This window comes from Methylobacterium sp. TK26 (assembly GCF_055361565.1).
Genome location: NZ_CM143965.1, coordinates 7,501 through 28,377, shown reverse-complemented (window position 1 = coordinate 28,377; position 20,877 = coordinate 7,501). Strand labels below are relative to the sequence as shown.

Annotated in this window: 16 protein-coding genes and 1 pseudogene (1 of these 17 only partly in view); 8 read left to right on the top strand and 9 right to left on the bottom strand. The window is 69.1% G+C overall.

Features of this window, described 5'->3' with window-relative positions:
• Positions 1-46: 46 nt before the first annotated feature.
• From hpnA to ACXJ1Y_RS00090, 6 genes are all read left to right on the top strand, one after another.
• A complete protein-coding gene (gene hpnA / locus ACXJ1Y_RS00115; RefSeq protein ID WP_463848185.1) occupies positions 47-1,075 on the top strand; it encodes a hopanoid-associated sugar epimerase in 1,029 nt (342 codons plus the stop codon).
• A complete protein-coding gene (gene hpnC, locus ACXJ1Y_RS00110; protein ID WP_463848184.1) occupies positions 1,072-1,968 on the top strand; it encodes a squalene synthase HpnC in 897 nt (298 codons plus the stop codon). Before hpnA ends, hpnC begins: the two co-directional genes overlap by 4 nt.
• On the top strand, positions 1,965-2,816 hold the full coding sequence (gene hpnD, locus ACXJ1Y_RS00105; RefSeq protein ID WP_463848183.1) for a presqualene diphosphate synthase HpnD: 852 nt from the start codon (positions 1,965-1,967) through the stop codon (positions 2,814-2,816). Before hpnC ends, hpnD begins: the two co-directional genes overlap by 4 nt.
• Positions 2,816-4,102, top strand: a complete 1,287-nt coding sequence (hpnE, locus tag ACXJ1Y_RS00100) for a hydroxysqualene dehydroxylase HpnE (RefSeq protein WP_463848182.1) — start codon at positions 2,816-2,818, stop codon at positions 4,100-4,102. Before hpnD ends, hpnE begins: the two co-directional genes overlap by 1 nt.
• 142 nt (positions 4,103-4,244) lie before the next feature.
• Positions 4,245-6,242, top strand: coding sequence for a squalene--hopene cyclase (shc, locus tag ACXJ1Y_RS00095; RefSeq protein WP_463848181.1), 1,998 nt, complete (start codon positions 4,245-4,247; stop codon positions 6,240-6,242).
• 121 nt (positions 6,243-6,363) lie between these two features.
• Complete coding sequence (locus ACXJ1Y_RS00090) at positions 6,364-7,146, top strand: phosphorylase (protein WP_463848180.1); 783 nt, start codon at positions 6,364-6,366, stop codon at positions 7,144-7,146.
• 83 nt (positions 7,147-7,229) lie between these two features.
• On the opposite strand, the gene ACXJ1Y_RS00085 is transcribed toward ACXJ1Y_RS00090, so the two are convergent.
• The 7 genes and pseudogenes from ACXJ1Y_RS00085 to ACXJ1Y_RS00055 form a co-directional block, all read right to left on the bottom strand.
• Positions 7,230-8,750: a Do family serine endopeptidase gene (locus tag ACXJ1Y_RS00085; RefSeq protein WP_463848179.1), complete on the bottom strand. Its 1,521-nt coding sequence runs from the start codon at positions 8,748-8,750 to the stop codon at positions 7,230-7,232.
• 152 nt (positions 8,751-8,902) lie between these two features.
• Positions 8,903-11,620 (bottom strand): valine--tRNA ligase, encoded by a 2,718-nt coding sequence (locus ACXJ1Y_RS00080; protein ID WP_463848178.1) that lies wholly within the window; start codon positions 11,618-11,620, stop codon positions 8,903-8,905.
• 86 nt (positions 11,621-11,706) lie between these two features.
• Entirely contained in the window at positions 11,707-12,288 is a 582-nt protein-coding gene (locus tag ACXJ1Y_RS00075) for a PopZ family protein (protein WP_463848177.1), read from the bottom strand.
• Positions 12,289-12,494: 206 nt separating this feature from the next.
• Positions 12,495-13,901 (bottom strand): TolC family outer membrane protein, encoded by a 1,407-nt coding sequence (locus tag ACXJ1Y_RS00070; protein WP_463848176.1) that lies wholly within the window; start codon positions 13,899-13,901, stop codon positions 12,495-12,497.
• 209 nt (positions 13,902-14,110) lie between these two features.
• Positions 14,111-14,764, bottom strand: a complete 654-nt coding sequence (locus tag ACXJ1Y_RS00065) for a protein-L-isoaspartate O-methyltransferase family protein (protein WP_463848175.1) — start codon at positions 14,762-14,764, stop codon at positions 14,111-14,113.
• Positions 14,765-14,958: 194 nt separating this feature from the next.
• Complete coding sequence (locus tag ACXJ1Y_RS00060) at positions 14,959-15,948, bottom strand: alpha/beta hydrolase family protein (protein ID WP_463848174.1); 990 nt, start codon at positions 15,946-15,948, stop codon at positions 14,959-14,961.
• A 649-nt stretch (positions 15,949-16,597) separates the two neighbouring features.
• A pseudogene (locus ACXJ1Y_RS00055) lies at positions 16,598-17,626 on the bottom strand (alpha/beta hydrolase); the annotation flags it as partial.
• A 303-nt stretch (positions 17,627-17,929) separates the two neighbouring features.
• On the opposite strand from ACXJ1Y_RS00055, the gene meaB reads away from it, so the two are divergent.
• Positions 17,930-18,916, top strand: coding sequence for a methylmalonyl Co-A mutase-associated GTPase MeaB (gene meaB, locus ACXJ1Y_RS00050; RefSeq protein ID WP_463848173.1), 987 nt, complete (start codon positions 17,930-17,932; stop codon positions 18,914-18,916).
• Between the two features lie 126 nt (positions 18,917-19,042).
• A complete protein-coding gene (locus ACXJ1Y_RS00045) occupies positions 19,043-19,420 on the top strand; it encodes a CsbD family protein (protein ID WP_463848172.1) in 378 nt (125 codons plus the stop codon).
• A 40-nt stretch (positions 19,421-19,460) separates the two neighbouring features.
• On the opposite strand, the gene ACXJ1Y_RS00040 is transcribed toward ACXJ1Y_RS00045, so the two are convergent.
• Together ACXJ1Y_RS00040 and ACXJ1Y_RS00035 are read right to left on the bottom strand one after the other, a co-directional pair.
• Entirely contained in the window at positions 19,461-20,246 is a 786-nt protein-coding gene (locus tag ACXJ1Y_RS00040) for a 3-hydroxybutyrate dehydrogenase (RefSeq protein WP_463848171.1), read from the bottom strand.
• Positions 20,247-20,367: 121 nt separating this feature from the next.
• Positions 20,368-20,877, bottom strand: the final stretch of a protein-coding gene (locus ACXJ1Y_RS00035) for a HAMP domain-containing sensor histidine kinase (protein ID WP_463848170.1). It continues 933 nt past the right edge of the window; only the last 510 of its 1,443 coding nucleotides appear in the window; its start codon lies off the right edge, out of view; its stop codon occupies positions 20,368-20,370.

Below are 20,877 nucleotides of genomic sequence, written 5' to 3'. Positions count from 1 at the left end.
GCGGGCATCTTGCCCGCCGTCATTGTTTGCGACCTGACGAGATACGATGGCTGTGGCCACCCCATCCGGCCCGGCCGAGGCCGGCCCCGTGCTGATCACCGGCGCGAGCGGCTTCCTCGGCTCGGCCCTGGTCGATGTCTTCCGCCGGGCCGGCTTCCCGGTGCGCATCCTCGTGCGCGCCTCGAGCCCGCGCACCAACCTCACATGGCCGGATGTCGAGATCGTCACGGGCGACATGCGCGATCCGGCCTCGGTCGCCGAGGCGATGCGCGGCCAGCGCTACCTGATCCACGCCGCCGCCGATTACCGGCTCTGGGCGCCGGACATGGAGGAGATCGTCCGCACCAACCGCGACGGCACCCGGCTGATGATGCGGGCCGCCCTCGACGCGGGCGTCGAGCGGGTCGTCTACACGTCGAGCGTCGCGACCATCCGGCCCCCGGCTGACGGCGTCACGCCCTCCGACGAGACCATGCCGCTCACGCCGGAGACGGCCATCGGCGCCTACAAGCGCAGCAAGGTCGTGGCCGAGCGCGTGGTGGAGGAGATGGTCGCCCGCGACGGCTTGCCGGCGGTGATCGTGAACCCCTCGACGCCCATCGGCCCCCGCGACGTGAAGCCGACCCCCACCGGGCGGATCATCCAGGAGGCGGCGCTCGGCAAGATGCCGGCCTTCGTGGATACCGGCCTCAACCTCGCCCATGTGGACGACGTGGCGAACGGCCATCTGCTGGCCCTGAACAAGGGGCGGATCGGCGAGCGCTACATCCTCGGCGGGGAGGACGTGTTCCTGTCGCAGATGCTGGCGGACATCGCCGGGATGGTCGGGCGCAAGCCGCCGACCGTGAACCTGCCCCGCGCGGTGGTGTATCCGGTGGCGTTCTTCGCGCAATTGGCCGCACGCTTCACCGGCAACCAGCCCTTCGCCACCATCGACGGCATCCGCATGTCCCGCTACCGGATGTTCTTCTCCGACAAGAAGGCGCGGGCCGAACTCGGTTACACGGCGCGGCCCTATCGCGAGGGCCTGTCCGACGCGATCGACTGGTTCCGGGGCGCGGGATACCTGAAATGACCACCCTCGACACCGCGACCGACACCCGTTCCGGCAAGGGCCATCGCGACGAGAACTTCCCCGTCGCCTCGCACCTAATCCATCCGCGCCATCGCGGGGCGATCCTGGCCTTCTACAACTTCGTCCGCGCGGGCGACGACGTGGCGGACCATTCCGACCTCACGCCGGAGCGTAAGCTCGCCCTCCTCGACGGCCTCGCCGACGCCTTGACCGGGGCGGGTCCCGCCGACCCCGAGGCGGCGCCGCTGAAGGCGGAACTGGCGACCCGCCGGCTTCCGCCGCGCCACGCCCTCGAACTCCTCGACGCGTTCCGCATGGACGCGCGCAAGAACCGCTACGCCGACTGGGACGAGTTGATCCACTATTGCCGCTATTCGGCGATGCCGGTGGGCCGCTTCGTCCTCGACATCCACGGCGAGGACCCGGCGCGGGTCTACGACCCCTCGGACAAGATCTGCGCGGCGCTGCAGATCATCAACCACCTGCAGGATTGCGGGAAGGACTTCCGCGCTCTCGACCGGGTGTACCTGCCGCAGGATTGCCTGGACCGGCACGGCGCCACCATCGCCATGCTCGGCGAGGCGAAGGCCCCTCCGGCGCTCCGCGCGGTGTTCCACGAACTGGCGCAGCAATGCCTCGTCCTGCTCGATGAGGGCGCCACCCTGCCGGACCTGATCGACGACACCCGGCTCTCGCTGGAGATCGCGGCGATCCATCGCCTCGCGGTGGTCCTGTCGAAGGGCCTGCTGGACCGCGATCCGCTCTCCGAGAAGGTCCATCACGGCAAGGCGGCCTTCGCCCTCATCGCCCTGCGCGGGGTCGCCGCGACCCTCGCGCGCCGCCCGTTCCGCGGGCGGATCGTCCGCGCGGCCATGCAAGGAGCCTCCCGTTGAGCGCCACCGCGACGCCCGCGACCGCCGCCGAGGCCGAAGCCCCGGCGCTGCCCGCCGCCGGCTCGTCCTTCTACACGGCCATGCGCCTGCTCCCGAAGGAGCGGCGGGAGGCGATGTATGCCGTCTACGCCTTCTGCCGCGCCGTCGATGACGTGGCCGACGATGGCGGCGCGCGTGACGTGCGCCGCACCGAACTCGACCGCTGGCGGGCCGATATCGACGCGCTCTATGCCGGCCGCCCGGTGGCGCGCACCCGCGACCTCGTCGGGCCGGTGGCGCAGTTCGACCTGAAGCGCGAGGATTTCCAGGCCGTCATCGACGGCATGGCGATGGACGCCGAGGAGGACATCGTCGCCCCCGACGAGGCCACCCTCGATCTCTATTGCGACCGCGTCGCCAGCGCCGTAGGGCGCCTCTCCGTGCGCATCTTCGGCATGCCCGAGGCGGACGGGGTGAAGCTCGCCTGGCACCAGGGCCGGGCGCTGCAGCTCACCAACATCCTGCGCGACATCGATGAGGATGCCGAGCGCGGGCGCCTCTACCTGCCCCGCGAGAAGCTGGAGGCCATCGGCCTCGCGGATCCGACGCCGACCCAGGCGATCATGCATCCGCGCATCGGCGAGGTCTGCGCGGCCATCGCGCGGGAGGCCGAGGCGCATTACCGGGCGACCTGGGAAATCATCCAGCGCAATCCGCGCAAAGCGACCAAGGCGGCGCGGCTCATGGCGGCGGCCTACCATCTCTACCTCAAGGCGGTGATCCGCCGGGGCTGGGCGCCGCCCCGCGCCCGGGTGAAGCCGGGCAAGCTCTCGCTGATCCTCGTCGCCCTCCGCCACGGCGTGCTGTGATGGCCAAGGTCCACATCGTCGGAGCCGGTCTCGCCGGGCTCTCGGCTGCCGTCTCGCTCAGCCAGAGCGGCAAGCAGGTCGTGCTGCACGAGGCCGCCAAGCAGGCCGGCGGGCGCTGCCGCTCCTACTTCGACCCGAGCCTCGGGCTCCACATCGACAACGGCAACCACCTGCTGCTCTCCGGCAATGCCGACGCGCTCGGCTTCCTGCGCGAGGTCGGCGCCCCCGACGATGCCCTGATCGGCCCGGAAGAAGCCGCCTTCGACTTCGCCGACCTGAAATCCGGCCAGCGCTGGACGCTGCGCCCCAATGCCGGCCGCCTGCCCTGGTGGGTGCTGAGCCCGTCGCGCCGGGTGCCCGGCACCCGCGCCCGCGACTACCTCGCCCCCCTCGGTATCCTGCGCGCCGCCGCCGGCAAGGCCGAGGGCGCGGGCGGGACGATCGGCGAGACCATGGAATGCTCGGGCCCGCTCTACGAGCGCCTGTGGCACCCGGTCCTGCTCGCGGCCCTCAACACCGAGCCCCGCGACAGCGATGTCGGCCTCGCCGCGCGCATCCTGCGGGAGACGCTGGGCGCGGGCGGCAAGGCCTGCAAGCCGATGGTGGCCGAGAAGGGCCTCTCCTACGCCTTCGTGGACCCGGCGCTCGCCACCCTGGCCAAGCGGGGCGCGCAGGTGCGCCTCGGCCGCCGCCTGCGCGGGCTCGACGTCACGGACGGGCGCGTCACCGCGCTGCAATTCTCGGATGGGCCGGAGGCGATCGGGCCGGGTGCTTCGGTCGTGCTCGCGCTGCCGCCGTGGGTGACCGCCGACCTGTTGCCCGAAGTCCCCACGCCGCTGGAGTTTCGCTCGATCGTGAACGCCCATTTCGCGGTCGTTCCGAAGCCCGGCAGCCCGCTTGTTCTCGGTGTGGTGAATAGTCTTACGGAGTGGCTTTTCGCCTATTCGGACCGATATTCGGTCACGATTTCAGGGGCGGATAGGCTCCTCGACGTGCCGCGCGAAGACCTCGCCCGGCAGATCTGGGGGGAGATCGCCTTGCTCGGCAGTCTTGCTTCGGAACTGCCACGCTGGCAAATCGTCAAGGAGAAGCGTGCAACGTTCGCCGCGACGCCGACCGAGGCGGCGCGGAGGGCTCCTGCACGCACGCGGCACGCGAACCTCGTTCTCGCGGGCGATTGGACGGCCACGGGCCTGCCATCGACCATCGAGGGTGCGATCCGCTCCGGCAAGACGGCCGCCCACGCATTGATGTGTGCGGAGACACCTGCGCGTGGCGCAGCATGAGGCATGGCGGTTGCGACGTGAGCGTTCCCCGCCGGAACGGATGCCGTTCCGGTGCGAGGGGACGCGTGGAATGGGGGCTTGAGGCCATTTCCGGGCGCGATGCGTTCGGGACCGGCGGCAGGTGACCGTGAGGCGAGGACAGATGCGAGAGGCCGTGAACAAGATAGAGGCGCTGCAGCGCCCGAAGACGCAGGACATCAGCCTGGAAACCGTCGAGCGCAGCGTGAGCGTTGCGACCCGGGCCCTGGGCGAGCTGGCTCACAAGGATGGGCATATCTGCTTCGAACTCGAAGCCGACGCGACCATCCCCTCCGAATACATCCTGTTCCACCATTTCCGCGGCTTTCCGCCGACGCCCGACCTTGAGCGCAAGATCGGCAACTACCTGCGCCGGACGCAGGGACCGCATGGCGGCTGGGCCCTCGTCCACGAGGGGCCGTTCGACATGAGCGCGACGGTGAAGGCCTATTTCTGCCTCAAGATGATCGGCGAGGACATCGAGGCCCCGCACATGCGCCGGGCGCGCGAGGCGATCCTCACCCGTGGCGGCGCGGCCAACGCCAACGTCTTCACCCGCTTCCTGCTGGCCCTCTACGGCGAGGTGCCGTGGCGCGCCGTGCCGGCCATGCCGGTGGAGATCATGTTCCTGCCGAAGTGGTTTCCCTTCCACATCGACAAGGTGAGCTACTGGGCCCGCTGCACCATGGTCCCGATGTTCGTCCTGCAGGCCACGAAGCCGAGGGCGAAGAATCCGCGCGGCATCGGCATTCAGGAACTGTTCGTGACGCCACCGGAGAGCGTCCGTTCCTGGCCGGGCTCGCCCCACGCGACGTGGCCGTGGACGCCGATCTTCGGCTTCATCGACCGCATCCTCCAGAACACCGAGCACCTGTTCCCGCGCAGCCCCCGCCAGCGCGCCATGGAGAAGGCCCGCGCCTGGGTAAGCGAGCGGCTGAACGGCGAGGACGGCCTCGGCGCCATCTTCCCGCCGATGGTCAACTCGGTGCTGATGTACGAGATCATGGGCTACACGCCCGACCATCCGCAGGTGAAGGTCGCGTTGGAGGCCATCGAGAAGCTCGTCGTCATCAAGGACGACGAGGCCTATGTGCAGCCCTGCGTCTCGCCCGTGTGGGACACCGCCCTCGCGAGCCACGCCTTCCTCGAAGCCGGCGGCCCGGAGGCCGAGGCCACGGCCCGCGCCGGCCTCGATTGGCTGAAGCCCCGGCAGGTGCTCGACATCGTGGGTGACTGGGCGGCCCGCAAGCCGAAGGTCCGCCCCGGCGGCTGGGCGTTCCAATACGCCAACGCCCATTACCCGGACCTCGACGACACCGCCGTCGTGGTGATGGCAATGGACCGCGCCATGCGCCAGCACGGCCTCGTGGCCGGCATGCCCGACTACAAGGTGGCCATCGCCCGCGCCCGCGAATGGGTCGAGGGGCTGCAATCGGCCGATGGCGGCTGGGCCGCCTTCGATGCCGACAACAACTACATGTACCTGAACCACATCCCGTTCTCGGATCACGGGGCGCTCCTCGACCCGCCGACCGCCGACGTGACCGCCCGCGTGGTGGGGATGCTGGCGCAGCTCGGGGAGACCCGCGAATCCTGCCGCTCCCTCGACCGGGGCGTGAACTACCTCCTGAACGATCAGGAGGAAGACGGCTCGTGGTACGGCCGTTGGGGCATGAACTTCATCTACGGCACGTGGTCCGTGCTGAACGCCCTGAACGCGGCGGGCATCTCCTCGGCCGATCCACGCATCCAGAAGGCCGTCTCCTGGCTGATCCGCATCCAGAACCCGGATGGGGGCTGGGGCGAGGACGCCTCGTCCTACAAGATCGACCCGGAGTTCGAGGCAGGCTCCTCCACCGCCTCACAGACCGCCTGGGCGCTGCTCGCCCTGATGGCGGCGGGGGCTGTGGACGATCCGGCCGTGACGCGGGGCATCAACTTCCTCACCCGCACGCAGGACACGGACGGCCTGTGGAGCGAGGAGCGCTACACAGCGACGGGTTTCCCGCGCGTGTTCTACCTCCGTTACCACGGCTACCCGAAGTTCTTCCCGCTCTGGGCGCTGGCGCGCTACCGGAACTTGAAGAAGAGCAACACCCGCCAGGTCGCCTTCGGCATGTGACCCGGCCCGTGGGGCGGGGCGGAACGCCGCCCCGCCCCGCGCTCCTGACGACGCGACGCTTGCGCCCTGCTATGAGGGCCGTGATTCGCCCGAGCGGCGGCCCCCTCGACCCGCGCGCCCCTTGCCCTCTCCCGACCCCGATCAGCCCCGCCGCCGGCCCCCGCCCGGCCTGCTCGCGGACCTGATCCAGCCCCGCCCCATGATCGACCCGTCAGCCCCCGTCCTCGCCGTGACCGGACTTGCCCGCGAACGGCGCATCGCCGCCGGCCGTGGCGTCGAGGCGGTCGGCGCGGGCGGCGATCCGGCCCGCCTGCGCGTGCTGCTCGACGGGCGCGTGCCACCGGCCTGCAGGGCCGTGGTGAGCTTCGGCATCGCGGGCGGGCTCGATCCCAGCTTGAAGCCGGGCGATGTCGTCGTCGGCACCGGCATCGTCACGGCCGATGGACGGCGACGGGCGGATCTCGACGCCGCCGCCGCGATGGTGGGCCTGCTCGCAGACCTGCCCAATCGCGTGATCTCGGCGGATCTCGCAGGCGTCGATGCGGCGGTGCTGGCCGTCGCCGACAAGACGATCCTGCGCGAGACGACCGGCGCGGCGGCCGTCGATATGGAATCGCATGTCGCGGCGACCTTCGCCGGGCGGCACGGCCTGCCCTTCGCGGCCCTGCGGGTGATCTGCGATCCGGCCGACCGGGCGCTCCCCGCCTTCGCCGCCAACGCCCTCACGCCCGATGGCGAACCGGACATCAGGGGCGTACTCTCGGCCCTGGTCTTCGGACGGGCGCGGATCGGCGATCTCATGCGCCTCGGTCGCGATTCGAACGCGGCTTTCGCCGTCCTCGCCCGCTGCCGCCAGTGTCTCGGCGACGGGCTCGGCATCCCCGTTCCGCCCGCCCAGCCCTGAACGAAAAATGGCGCCGGTCCTGAGACCGGCGCCAGTCGAGGGGCGTCACCGGGGGAAGAGGGGTTCCCCCTTAACAGCCGGCATCAGCCGGCATTCTTGCTGAGCGAGATCGCCACGAAGCGGGTCTGGCCCTTGGCGCTCTTCACCCGCATCAGCACGGCCTTGCGACCGCTGGTCTCGGCGGCGCGGACCTGGGCGGCCACGTCCGAGGGGCTGGAGACCGACTGTCCGCCGACGTCGAGGATCAGATCACCGCGCTCGATGCCCTTCGCGGCAGCCGGACCATCGGGATCCACCTGCATCACCGCCACGCCCTGGTCGGACAGGCCGACCTGGGCAGCGGGGGCGAGGCCGAGGCCGAGATGCACCTGACCGCCGTTGTCATCCTCGCGGCTCGCCACCTTGGTACCGTCGGTCGGCATGGAGCCGAGGGTGACGGTCGCCGTGTCGGCCTTACCGCCGCGCAGGTAGCCGAGCTTCACTTCGGCGCCGGGCTTCATGGAGGCGATGCGGCGGGAAAGCTCGCGAGCGCTGTCGACGGTCTCGCCGTTGACCTTCTCGATCACGTCGCCGGACTTCAGCCCGGCCTTGGCCGCCGGGGTGCCGCTCTCGGCATGATCGACCAGGGCGCCCTTGGCCTTGTCGAGGCCGAGGCCCTCCGCGATGTCCTGCGTCACCGGCTGGATCTGCACGCCGAGGTAGCCGCGGGCGACCTTCCCGTCCGTGCGGAGCTGATCCACCACCGCCTGCACCGTCTCGGCCGGGATGGCGAAGGCGAGGCCGACGCTGCCGCCGGACGGCGAGGCGATGGCCGTGTTCACGCCGACCACTTCGCCGTTGACGTTGAAGGTCGGGCCGCCGGAATTGCCCTTGTTGATGGGCGCGTCGATCTGCAGGAAGTCGTCGTAGGGGCCGGCGCCGATGTCGCGGCCACGGGCCGAGACGATGCCCGCCGTCACCGTGCCGCCGAGGCCGAACGGGTTGCCGATGGCGACCACCCAGTCACCCACCTGCGGCGCGGACTTGCCGAACTGCACGTAGGGGAAGTTGCCGCCTTCCTTGATCTTCAAGAGCGCGACGTCGGTCTTGGCATCCTTGCCGATGACCTTCGCGTCGAGGGTGCGGCCGTCATCCAGCGTCACCTGCACGGTGGTGGCGTGGTCCACGACGTGGTTGTTCGTGACGACGTAGCCATCGGCCGAGATGATGAAGCCCGAGCCCACGGCGCCACGGCTGCCGCGACGCTGCGGCTGCGCGTTCGGGCCGTTCTCGCCGAAGCGCTTGAAGAACTCGCGCAGCTGCGGCGGGACGTTCTGGAGGTTCTGGCCGTTGTTGCCGCCGCCGTCCTCGTCGTCGCTCGCGGAATCGTCGAGCTTCACCTTCACCGAGACGACGCCCGGCTTCACCTTGTTGACGATGCCGGCGAACGAGCCCGGCGGATGCTCGGGCGCCTCGATGGGCGACTTCGGCAGGGCCTGGGCGAAGGCGGGGGTCGCGGCGGGCAGGTAGCCGCTGCCCACGGCCCCACCGGCCACCAACGCCGCGGCGGCGACGGAGGCGAGGGCACGGCTGGTGTAGCGGCGGGCGGTACGGGGCTCGGTCATGGGGCTCTCACACCTGAAAAGATCGGGACGACGCCTGTCGCGGCCGTCGATGGGATCTTTCTAGGCGCCCGGCCCTCACCCCGGTGTGGCGGGCAGATTACCGTTTTGTCAGGTGGGCGGCCGCGCGTGACGGCCGCCCTGCAATCGCCGGTCTACTCGCCGCTCAACCGGGCCAGCGCCTCATCGATCTTCACGAGACGCGCGCTCTCGGCCTCCCGCCGCTCGCGGTTCTCCTCGATGATCTCCTCGGGGGCGCGGGCGACGAAGTCGGCGTTGGCCATCTTGGCATCGACCTTCTTGATCTCGCCCTCGGCCTTGGCCTTCTCCTTCTTTAGCCGCGCGACCTCGGCGGCGAGGTCCACGATGCCTTCCAGGGGAAGCGCGGCCACGCTGCCGCGGACCAGCAGTTGCACGGACTTGGCCGGAGGCGCGTCGGTGAAGGTGATCTCCGACAGGCGGGCGAGGCGCACCAGCGTCTCGCGCCACGCCTCGACCCGCGCCCTCACCGCCGCATCGGCGCCGACGAGAACTAGGGGGATCTGCGCGCCGGCCGGCACGTTCGTCTCGGAACGCGCCGAGCGGATCTGGCCGATGAGATCGACCACGAAGCCGACTTCCTCCTCGGCCCCCGCGTCCGCGAGCCCCGCGAGGTCGGGCCAGGAGGCGAGCGCCAGCAGACCGCGCCCTTCGATGCCCTCGCCCTTGATGCCCCACAGCTCCTCGGTGAGGAACGGCATGAACGGGTGCAGGATCTTGGCGACCTGATCGATCAGGTAGGCGACGCTCGCCTGGGTCTCAGCCTTGGCGGCCGGATCGGCCCCCTCCCCCTGCAGCACGGGCTTCGCGAGTTCGAGGTACCAATCGCAGAAGATGTTCCAGGTGAAGCGGTAGGCGGCGTTCGCCGCATCGTTGAACCGATAGGCCGAGATGGCGGCCGCGACCTCGGCCACCGCGCGGGCGGCTTCACCCAGGGCCCACTTGTTGATCGCCCCCGTGACCGCGCGCGGATCGAAGGCGGGATCGAGCGTGCAGCCGTTCAGTTCGGCGAAGCGGGCCGCGTTCCAGAGTTTCGTCGCGAAGTTGCGGTAGCTTTGAACGCGGTCGGTGGACAGCTTGATGTCGCGCCCCTGCACGGCCAGCGCGCAGAGGGTGAAGCGCAGGGCGTCCGCGCCGACCTGCTCGATGATTTCGAGGGGATCGACGACGTTGCCCTTCGACTTCGACATCTTGGCGCCGGAGGCGTCGCGCACCAGCGTGTGCAGATAGACGGTGTCGAACGGGACTTCGCCCGTGACGTGCAGCCCGAGCATCATCATGCGGGCGACCCAGAAGAACAGGATGTCCTTGCCCGTCACCAGCGTGTTGGTCGGGTAGAAGCGAGCAAGTTCCGGCGTCTTGTCCGGCCAGCCGAGGGTCGAAAACGGCCACAGACCGGAGGAGAACCACGTGTCGAGGACGTCCGGATCGCGCGTCAGCGCCATGGCGCGGCCGTGCTTCGCCTCGGCCTGCGCCAGGGCATCGGACTCGCTCTCGGCGACGTAGACACCGCCCTCGTCGTCGTACCAGACGGGGATCTGGTGGCCCCACCAGAGCTGGCGCGAGATGCACCACGGCTCGATGTTGGTGAGCCACTGGAAGAAGATCTTCTCGTAGTTCTCCGGCACGAATTGGGTCTTGCCGTCGCGAACGGCCTGCATCGCCCGCTCGGCCAGCGGCTTCACGTTCACGTACCATTGGTCCGTGAGGTAGGGCTCGATCACCACGCCCGAGCGGTCGCCGTGCGGCACCATATGGGTGTTGGGTTCGATGGTGCGCAGGCGCCCGCGCTCCTCCATCAGTTCCACGACGCGCTTGCGCGCCGCCGCCCGGTCCACGCCGTGCAGGGCCAGCACGTCCGCCTCGGGCGACGCCTTCGCCAGGAACGCCTCGTTGCCCTCGATGAGCATCCTGCCCTCGGGATCGAGGACGTTGATCATCGTCAGAGCGTGCCGGCGGCCAACCTCGAAGTCGTTGAAGTCGTGGGCCGGGGTGATCTTGACCGCGCCCGTTCCCTTCTCCGGGTCCGAATAGCTGTCGGCGACGATCGGGATCAGGCGCCCCACCAGCGGCAGACGCACGGACTTGCCGACGAGGGACGTGTAGCGCTCGTCCTCCGGGTGCACCGCCACGGCGGTGTCGCCGAGCATCGTCTCGGGCCGGGTGGTGGCGACGGTGATGATCTCGCCGGTCTCGGCGCCGGAGGCATCGACCACGGGATAGTCGAAGTGCCAGAGATGGCCCTTGATATCGACCTGCAGCACTTCGAGGTCGGAAATCGCCGTCTGGAACCGGGGGTCCCAGTTCACGAGGCGCTTGTCGCGGTAGATCAGGTCGTCCTTGTGCAGGTCCACGAAGGTCTTGAGCACGGCGCGGCTCAGGCCCTCGTCCATGGTGAAGCGCTCGCGGGTCCAATCGCAGGAGGCGCCGAGCCGCTTCAGCTGCTCCACGATGGCGCCGCCGGATTCGGCCTTCCACGCCCAGACCTTTTCGAGGAAGGCCTCGCGGCCGATCTCCCGGCGACCCGGCTCCTTGCGCTCGGCCATCCGGCGCTCGACCACCATCTGCGTCGCGATGCCGGCATGGTCGGTGCCGGGCTGCCAGAGCACGTCGCGCCCGCGCATGCGCTCGAACCGGCAGAGCACGTCCTGCAGGGTGTTGTTGAGGGCGTGGCCCATATGCAGGGAGCCCGTCACGTTCGGCGGCGGGATCACGATACAATAGGGCGCGGCGCCGGCCCGCTCGGGGCGGCCGGCGCGGAAGGCCCCCGCATCCTCCCAAGCGGCGCGGATGCGCGCCTCGACGGAAGCCGGGTCGAAGGTTTTGTCCATCATCGCGAAAGTCGGGCCGAAAGCGGGCTGGGCTGGAACGAGCCCCCGCTTTCGGCCGTCAGACCGCCCGCGTCAACACGCGAGAGGCCTCAGCGCCCCCGCGATACCCGCTCGATCTCGGCGCGGACGAGGCGCTCCACCACCACGGGCAGATTGTCGTCCAGCCAGGACTTGAGCATCGGGCGGAGCATGTCCTGCACGATGTCTTCGAGGGTGCGCGCGTTGTTGGTGAGCACCGTATGCGCCAGCAGGTTGAACGCCTGCCCGACGGTCGCATCCGTGGTTGGGGAAATCAGACGGTCGAACGAGGGCTCGGGCGCCTTGGCGACCGGCGGCGGTTCCATGCGCGGTGCGGGCTTGGGCGGCTCCGGGGGTGCCACGGGCTCGGGGGCCACCGGCTCCGGAGCCTTGGCGACGGGCGGCGGCTCGGGCACGAATTCGTCCTCGACGGCCAGATCCTCGAAGCTGATCTCATCGAGATCGAGCGGAGCCGGCTGCGGCGCGGGCGGCTCGACGGGTCGCACCAGGGCGACGGGCGGCGGCACCGGTTCGGCCACCTCGGCGAGGTCGAGGATATCATCGACCTCGGCCGGTTCCGGCTCCGGCTCGCTGGGCTTGGCCGCCTGATCGTCGGCGATGATCCGGCGGATGGAGGCGAGAATTTCCTCCATCGACGGCTCATGCGCCTTATCGGCAGCCTTGTCCTGAACCTGGGGGCTTGCTGCACTCATGACGACGGCGCGCTCGGATGCGAAGAGACCGGAAGGCGGCTCGCTCGGAGCCGCAACTCAGTATTTCACGCCCCTGAGCTACGACAAGCGTACCGACAGCACAGTCCTTGAAAAAACGAACAATGCTCACAGCAGAGGCGGCGGGCTCAGCGCCCGTCGGGCGTGCGCAGGCCGAACCACAGATCCTTGACCTGATCGAAGTGGATCTTGGCGCTGTAGGCCTCGACCGGCAGGGCCGTGAAGCGGGCGGTCAGCTGACCCATCGCTTGAACGACGCCGTAGGAGAAGATCACCCGGTCGCGCTGGGCGACGATGAGGTTCACGCGGGAGTTCAGCAATTCCTGCTGCGCGTTGAGGACGTCGAGGGTGGTCCGCTGGCCGACGCGCGCTTCCTCGCGCACGCCGTTGAGGGCGACCTCGTTGGCCTGGACCTGCGCCTGGGCGGCGATCACCTGCGCCTTGGCGGCTTCGAGCCGGCCCCAGAAATCCACGATCTGCGCCCGCACCTGATCGCGGACCCGGTCCACCTCGATCCGGAGCTGACCCACCTGTTCCTTCTGCTGACGGACCTGCGCATAGACCTGCCCGCCTTCATAGATCGGGATGGTCACGCGGCCGATGAGCGAGGCGGTCACGGCGTTGTCGCCGGGCAGCTGGCTGTCGTAACGCTGCTGGACGCTGCCCTGCACGGTCACTTGCGGGTAAAGCTGACCCTCCAGCACCTTAACCTGAGACTCGGCGGCATCGAGCGCGTGAATCGCCGAGAAGATCTGCGGATGCTCTTGCAGGCCGACCGACACGGCGGCGTCGAGGCTGGCCGGGACGTAGCGATCGAGCGGCCGACCCGGTGCCAGCGAGCGCGGCTCCACACCGATGTTCTGGCGATAGACACCGATCGACGTCCGCAAGGTCGATTCCGCGGCACTCACCTGCGACCGGGCACCGGCAAGGCGCGCCTCGGCCTGCGCGACGTCCGTCCGCGTGACCTCGCCGACGTTGAAGCGGTCGCGCGTCTGCCGGAGCTGCTCTTCGAGCACTTCGACGTTGTTGCGGTTCAGCTCCAGCGTCGCCGTGTTGCTCAGCACGTTCATGTAGGCCTGAACGGCGGCGTAGAGGACCGACAGCTCGGTGAAGCGCAGCGTCTCGCGTTGGCTGTAGACCGTCGACTCGTACCGGCGGACGTTGTTGTCCGTCTGGAAGCCGTTGAACAGCGTTTGGCTGACCACGAGGCCGGCGCCGCCAGGAGTCGTGGTCTGGTTGAAAGTCCCGCCGGAAAGCTGGCCCTTCGTGTACTGGGTTCCGACGTCAGCGCTGAGGTTCACCTGCGGCCGGTAGCCCGATTGGGCGATGGCCACGAACTCATCGGTGTAGCGAACGGTTGCCCGACCGGAATTGAGGGTCGGATTGCCGCGATAGGCCCGAACAAGGGCACTCTCGAGCGTTTCCGCACCCACCTGGCTCGACGCCAGCACCGCGGCGATCGCCGTGACGGCGATGCCAGCGCGGCGCTGGGTGAAGCGGTTTTTCGGCACTCGTAAACTCACAGTGCTCAACCCTTGCGGCCCCCGCGATCTCGGACACCCGCCTCAACAGCGGTCATGCGGCGAACCGCACCTATCCGAACAAGCCCGCCCTGCGACGGACCTTAGCTGGAAGACGTTAACTCGGCACCGGGTCCAGCGGCTTCCGCGCCTGAATCCTCGGGGGTGGCGCATAAAGGCGACACCTCACTGGACCCGCGAATTCTCAGCTTTCGAGAGTATCAGAAGGCAAAAGACGCTTCTTGCGCGAAGTCTGCCAAGGCTGGCAGGGACGCGTCGAAGAGCGGACGCGATCCGAAGGCATTGCCGGCCCGGACGAATACAGTGACCTTCGCGCCCCGGTCGGGCCCGAAGACACACACGAGCCGTCCGTCATCCTTGAGTTGATCAAGCAAGGATTGCGGGCGGGTCTCGACGCGGCCGTTGACGAGAATCGCGTCGAACGGCCCTTGGCTGGCGGCACCGGCCCGCAGCGGCCCCTCGATGACGTTCGCCTTGCCGGCGAGCCGTTCCTTCGCGGCGGCGACCAGTTCGGGAATCGATTCGATGGCCGTCACCGTCGCGCCGAGCTGCGCCATCAGGACGGAGGCGTAGCCATAGCCGGTGCCGACATCGAGCGCCGTGACACCGGAATGAATCTTGAGAGCCTGGATCATCCGGCCGAGAACCATCGGAGCCGGGGTCACGCGGAGATCGGAGCCTGCCGAACCGAGCCGCAGGGGCTGGTCGATATAGGCGAAGGGCTCCTGGTTCTTGGGAACGAAGGCTTCGCGCGGCACCGAATCGAAGGCGTCGAGAACGGCGTTGTCGTTCACGTCGAAGGTCCGCAACTGGCAGTCGACCATCATCCGCCGCGCCTGCGCGTAATCGAGCATCGGAAACCTCGTTCCTGAACCGATCCGGTCCACCGCGCCACGGATACCGGCGCACGCTTAAGCCTTCGGGGCGGGTTTTCGAAGATCGACACGCAAAAGGCAAGGACGACGCCGGTTGCGTCGCGGCATCACGGCGGAAACGTCTTGAGAGGAGGAACGCGGAACGTCCGGCGTGCAAGGTCGCACGCGGTTGCTCACTCCTTCACCGGCACCCGCTTGTCGAGCCAGCCGGCCAGCCAGTCGGCGATCTCGAAGCTGTTCTTGTCCTGCATCAGCATGTGCGAATTGCCGTGGATGCCGATCTCCGGCAGCAGGATCAGTTCTGCCTTCCCCCCCGCAGCGTTGGCGGCGGCGACGAAGGCCCGGCACAGTTTCAAACGGGGCGCCCAGCGGGACGATTGGTCCACGTAATCCCCGAACAGCACGAGGATCGGGAGGTCCTTGTAGGGTGCAAGGTCGTCCTTGCCCGGATCCGGGCAGGCGGCGGGCTCGAGGGCGACGAGGGCGCGGACACCGGTACGGTCGAGGGCGGCCGTCTGGAACGGGTAGATGCCCGATTGCGAATGCGAGATCAGCACTGCGTTCTTGAGGCGCTTGGACAGGTCCGACAGGGCCGTGACGGTCGGGTTCGGAACCGGCAGCGCCGCCGACCAATCCGGCACCATCTGCTTCCAGAACTCACCCTGCGCTTCCAGGGGGAACTGCATGCCGGGGAAGACCTTCGGGTATTCCGGGCCGAACCGGAAGATCGCCCAGGCCGCCTCGCGCCCCGCCGAGAAGACCGCCGGCAGCGTCTCGGCGCCCGCCTTGCCGGCCTTCACGGCGTTGATCGCGCTCGGGTTGCCGGCCGAGCGCCCCCGCCAGGATTGATCGATCACGTAGGTCGGGAAACCCTTGCGGACGAAGTACTCGTCCCACCCCATCCGCCCGTCGGGCGTCGTCTCCCAGGTCTTGCCGGTCAGGCAGCAGCCGTGGATCAGCACCAGCGGCGCCCGCGTCGGCGAGACGGGGACCTGAAAGCGCACGTAGATCTGATCGACCGTCACCGTGCCGGAGGCCGCATAGGCCGGCAGGGTGGAGAGCGTGTCGGACGAGACGTCTCGTCCCCCCACGAAGAAACTGCCCTGGGCGGAGAGGGTCAGCGGAGGGGTCGGGGCATCGGCGGCACGGCCGGGTGAGGACATGGCGGCGAGGGCCGCCAGAACCGAAGGCGAATGCGCGGAGCAGCAACGTCATCGTTCCCGGATACCGGCCAAGCCAGCCGCGTCCACCACATGCCACGAAGCGTCACGCGATGGCGAGGGCCGGGCCGGTCATTCCACGACAGATCGACCGGCCCGGTCTTCGGCCTCAGGCGTGGGCCGTGTCGTCCTCGTCGATATCTACGAGGAAGACGATGTCGGCCTCGTCCTCTTCGCTGTCATCGGCTTCGGCGTAGCGCGGGTCGTCCACGAAATCGCCTTCGCCGTCATCCTCGGCGAGGGCATCCTCGAACACCTCGATCTCGTCCTCGTTGGCCGGGCGGACGTTGAGGGCGGCCTTGCCGTCCCAGAGCGGCTTGCCGCCGCTCGTCATCGTCTTGATGTCTTCCTTGAAGCCGTCGCAGGTGAACAGGTCTTTGGCCGAGGCCTCATCGCTGTTGATGACCGCGACCGCCGTGCCCTCGATTTCCAGGGTGAACATGGCCGGCATCCTCTCTTCAAGACCGCGCCTGCACGCTCCCGTCCGGGGCGCGTGATGCGACGGGTCGGCCGATCTGGCCGGCACCATCGCCGCACGCGGCTGCTGTAGGGGGGAAGCGGCCCCGGGCCAAGCCCGTTCGCGCGGGTTCTCGACCCCGGCGCCGCCTCGGGCGATCGCCCGCTTCACCACGCCCTGGACCTCGGGGTTCGAGAGGAAGAGGTCGTGGTTGATGAGGCCGCCGCCATAATCCGACGCATCGGCCACGCGCACGCCGAGGGCTTCGAGCTTCGCCCGGTCGGCCGCCCCCGCCCGGGTGCCGCCCGCGATGGCCGCCGACAATTCGAGGGCCCGGTCGTTCGTCGCGGAGATGACGGTGATCTTCGCGAGGTCCGGTCCCAGCCGGGAGACGCCGTTCGAGAACAGGTCGAAATCGATGTCGGGCGCGGCGAGCACCACGGCGCCGATCCGCGCCATCGCCGATTCGCCGGCCTCCGCCCGCAGCATCCGCAGAGTCTCCAGCGTCAGCAGCGTCCCCATGGAATGGGCGACGATGAAGATGCGCCCGCCGTTCGGCGTCACCGCGAGGGCCTTCAGCAGGTCCTCGAACGCATCGCGCGACCACATCGCGCTCTCGCGATCGTAGCCGTAATCGAGCGTCGCGGCGGCCGACGGCCATGTGAACAGGCCGGAGACGCCCTTGAAGCGGATGCCGTCCGACAGCCGCGCGGCGCTGACGGCGGCCGATTCGAACGATTCGCGGTAGCCGTGGACGTAGATGAGCACGTCGCGGCCGAGTGCGGCCTGGCTGAATGCGTCCGCCGCGCCGGGCCCGGTCTCGACCTTCGGCACCGCGCCGATGGTCCAGTCTCCAGTGATGACCGCCGACACCTTGCCGAGGAGCGAGCGATCCGGCGGGGAGAGCCGAACTTCCGCGAAGCTCAGGCCCTTGCCCCGGTCGGACGAGAAATACGGGGGCCGCACCGGACTCCCGACCGGCTTGCGCGTCGTGGCGACCAACAGGACCGGCATGACGTCGAGCGCCGATTGCTTTTCCGGCAGGGCCGGGCCGCCGCCCAATTCGTCGGTGACGCAGCCGCCGAGCATCGGCATGGCTCCGGCGGCGGCCGTGAGCGCGCCGACGCGCAGGAGGAAGCGGCGGGAGGGAGACCGAGGCGTCATGATCCACGGGACTGATCGAGCGGCCGCGCCGCCCTTTGAAGCGGAACCGTAATCAGGGGATCGTGACCAAGACGGGGCACGCCAAGCCATTCCCGTGCTCCCCCTGCCCCCGTGCCGCATCGGCCACAGGGTCCGGCGCAGCGGCGCGACGGGGATTCGTCCACCGCGTCATCGGCTTGGCACCCCTGCCGGCGGCCGCGAAACTTCTTAACCTTGACGGCGCTTCGACGCGCCCCCGCCCTTTTCCCGCACCGGGCCGGAGGGGCCTCTCGACGTCAGGCCCGGCCTTGGCCATGAAGGAGCATGGCTGCTCCGCTCGACATCGACTCGCTCAAGGACAGGCTTCTGGCTGGCGACAGGGCGGCGCTCGCGCGCGCGATCACCCTGGTCGAGTCGAAGCGGGCGGATCACCGTGCGGCGGCGGCGGCGCTGATCGATGCGGTGCTGCCGCAAACCGGCAATGCCATCCGCGTCGGCATCACGGGCGTGCCCGGCGTCGGCAAGTCGACCACCATCGACGCGCTGGGCACGAACCTCACCGAGGCGGGCCACAAGGTGGCGGTGCTGGCGGTCGATCCGTCCTCCTCGCGCACGGGCGGCTCGATCCTCGGCGACAAGACCCGCATGGCGCGGCTGTCGCACGATCCGAAGGCGTTCATCCGCCCCTCGCCCTCCTCCGGCACCCTCGGCGGCGTAGCGGCCAAGACCCGCGAGACGATGCTGCTCTGCGAGGCGGCGGGGTTCGACGTCATCCTCGTGGAGACGGTGGGCGTCGGCCAGTCGGAAACGGCGGTGGCCGACCTGACCGACTTCTTCCTTGTGCTGATGCTGCCGGGCGCGGGCGACGAGTTGCAGGGCATCAAGAAGGGCATTCTCGAACTCGCGGACATGATCGCCGTCAACAAGGCGGACGAGGGCGAGGCCGAGGCGCGGGCGAACGCGGCGGCCTCGGAATACCGGGCGGCCCTGCACATCCTCACCCCCGCCTCGGCGACCTGGACGCCCCCGGTGGTGACGATCTCCGGTTTCCACAACCGGCGCCTCGATGCCCTCTGGGCGAAGATCGAGGACCACCGCACGAAGCTCACCGCGACCGGCGAGATCGCCAGCAAGCGCCGTGGTCAGGACGTGAAGTGGATGTGGGCCCTCGTCCACGAGCGCCTGCATCAGCGCCTCGTCGGCACGGCGGAGGTGCGGCAGAAGACGGCCGAGGCCGAATCCGGCGTGTCGCGGGGCGAGGTCTCCCCCGCCGCCGGAGCGGCCGCCATCGCCGAGTTGATCGGCCTCTAGATCGGCGCTCTCCCGACGAAGAAAAACGCGCCCGCCGGGTGAACAAACGGCCTCTCGCGCGTTCCGTGGACGCGGGGGCCGCGCATCCGCGCGGGCGGCACCGGACGCCGCGTCGAGGAGAGTACGATGGTGGACACTGATCGGATCGTCGGGGGAGCCAAGGAGGCACTCGGCAAGGCGCAGGGTGCGGCAGGCGACGTCCTCGGGTCGAATCGCGACTCGGTCGATGGCCGGCTCCGCGAAGCCCAAGGCACGGCACAAAACGCCTACGGCCAGGCCAAGGACACCGCGGCGGATCTCGCCGACCGCGCGGGCGACTATGCCAGCGATGCCTACGACCGGGCCGGCGATTACGCCAACGACGCCTACGCGCGCGGCTCATCCTACCTGCGCGACGGTCGCCATGCTGTCAGCAACCAGGTCGAAGAGAACCCGATGATCGCCCTGCTCATCGCGGGCGCGGTCGGCTACGGCCTCGCCCTGCTGGTGCACGGGCGCCGTTGATCGAAGGTCCGGCCCCGCCCCCTGGCGGGGCCGTCTCGACTTACTGAGCGGTCCAACCACCATCCATGGTGAGGTTGGCGCCGGTCATCTGGCTCGCCGCGTCCGAACACAGGAACACGGCGAGGCCGGCGACCTGATCGACGGTCACGAATTCCTTCGTCGGCTGCGCCTTGAGGAACACGTCCTCGATCACCTGTTCCTTCGTGAGGCCGCGCGCCTTCATCGTGTCCGGAATCTGCGCTTCCACGAGGGGCGTCCAGACATAGCCCGGCGAAATGCAATTCACCGTGATCTTGTGCGGCGCCAATTCGAGGGCGGCCGTCTTGGTCAGGCCGGCGATGCCGTGCTTGGCCGCCACGTAGGCCGACTTGTACGGCGAGGCCACGAGCGAATGCGCCGAGGCCGTGTTGATGATCCGCCCCCACCCCTTGGTCTTCATGCCGGGGATCACCGCCTTCATCGAATAGAACGCGGATGACAGGTTGATCGCGATGATCTGCTCCCATTTCTCGCCGGGGAACTCCTCGATGGGCGAGACGAACTGGATGCCGGCATTGTTCACGAGGATGTCGACGGAACCGAACATCTCCTGAGCCTCCCGCACCATCGCCTCGATCTCGGCGGGCTTGGTCATGTCCGCCCCGGAATAGTGGGCTCGGACGCGGAATTCCGTCTCGATCCCAGCGCGGGTGCGCTCGATCTCGTCCGGCTTGCCGAAGCCGTTCAGAACGACATTCGCCCCCTGCGCCGCGAAACCCCTCGCGATGGCGAGGCCGATGCCGCTGGTCGATCCGGTGACGAGGGCGGTCTTGCTCTTCAAGCTCATGGCAACCTCCGGAAGCGTGTTCGAGAGAGGGTCAGGCAGCACTTGGCCGAACCGCAGGGTGAAGTCCACGGCCGGCGCCGACTTCGTGAGGGCTCCAAAGACCTTCAAAGGGGGAGGATCGTCACGGCGATGCCGGTGCCCGGGGAAACACCATCTCGACCTTAAGCCCGGGGCCGTTGTCAGCCAGCCGCAAAGTGCCCCGGTGAATGCGCATCACCGCGTTCACGAGGCTGAGGCCGAGCCCGAAACCCGGCCGCGAACGCGACTTCTCCAACCGGACGAATCGCGCCAGCACATGCTCCCGCTCCTCCTCTGGGATGCCCGGCCCGTGATCCGACACGGTGAGCACGGCCGCCCCGGGGCGCCTTTCGACCGCGATGAGAATGCGGCCGGCGCCCCCCTCGGCTGGGCTTCCGTATTTCAGGGCATTGTCCACGAGGTTGGCCAGGGCCTGCCCGGTCAGTTCGCGGTTCGCCTGGATGACGACGCCTTCGGGCGCCTGCACCTCAATGGTCAAGCCGTGATCCTCGGCCAGGACTTCGTAAAGCTCCCCCACGCTCCGCGCCGAAGCGCCGAGATCCAGGGGCGCCATGAGTTCGCCGGCACTTCCGGCTTCGAGCCGCGCGATCAT

Bases quoted from the DNA above. Each gene is read 5' to 3' on its own strand.
- hpnA (WP_463848185.1), top strand. From the start codon at position 47: ATGGCTGTGGCCACCCCATCCGGCCCGGCCGAGGCCGGCCCCGTGCTG.
- hpnC (WP_463848184.1), top strand. From the start codon at position 1,072: ATGACCACCCTCGACACCGCGACCGACACCCGTTCCGGCAAGGGCCAT.
- hpnE (WP_463848182.1), top strand. From the start codon at position 2,816: ATGGCCAAGGTCCACATCGTCGGAGCCGGTCTCGCCGGGCTCTCGGCT.
- shc (WP_463848181.1), top strand. From the start codon at position 4,245: ATGCGAGAGGCCGTGAACAAGATAGAGGCGCTGCAGCGCCCGAAGACG.
- ACXJ1Y_RS00085 (WP_463848179.1), bottom strand. From the start codon at position 8,750: ATGACCGAGCCCCGTACCGCCCGCCGCTACACCAGCCGTGCCCTCGCC.
- ACXJ1Y_RS00080 (WP_463848178.1), bottom strand. From the start codon at position 11,620: ATGATGGACAAAACCTTCGACCCGGCTTCCGTCGAGGCGCGCATCCGC.
- ACXJ1Y_RS00075 (WP_463848177.1), bottom strand. From the start codon at position 12,288: ATGGAGGAAATTCTCGCCTCCATCCGCCGGATCATCGCCGACGATCAG.
- ACXJ1Y_RS00065 (WP_463848175.1), bottom strand. From the start codon at position 14,764: ATGCTCGATTACGCGCAGGCGCGGCGGATGATGGTCGACTGCCAGTTG.
- ACXJ1Y_RS00060 (WP_463848174.1), bottom strand. From the start codon at position 15,948: ATGTCCTCACCCGGCCGTGCCGCCGATGCCCCGACCCCTCCGCTGACC.
- meaB (WP_463848173.1), top strand. From the start codon at position 17,930: ATGGCTGCTCCGCTCGACATCGACTCGCTCAAGGACAGGCTTCTGGCT.
- ACXJ1Y_RS00045 (WP_463848172.1), top strand. From the start codon at position 19,043: ATGGTGGACACTGATCGGATCGTCGGGGGAGCCAAGGAGGCACTCGGC.
- ACXJ1Y_RS00040 (WP_463848171.1), bottom strand. From the start codon at position 20,246: ATGAGCTTGAAGAGCAAGACCGCCCTCGTCACCGGATCGACCAGCGGC.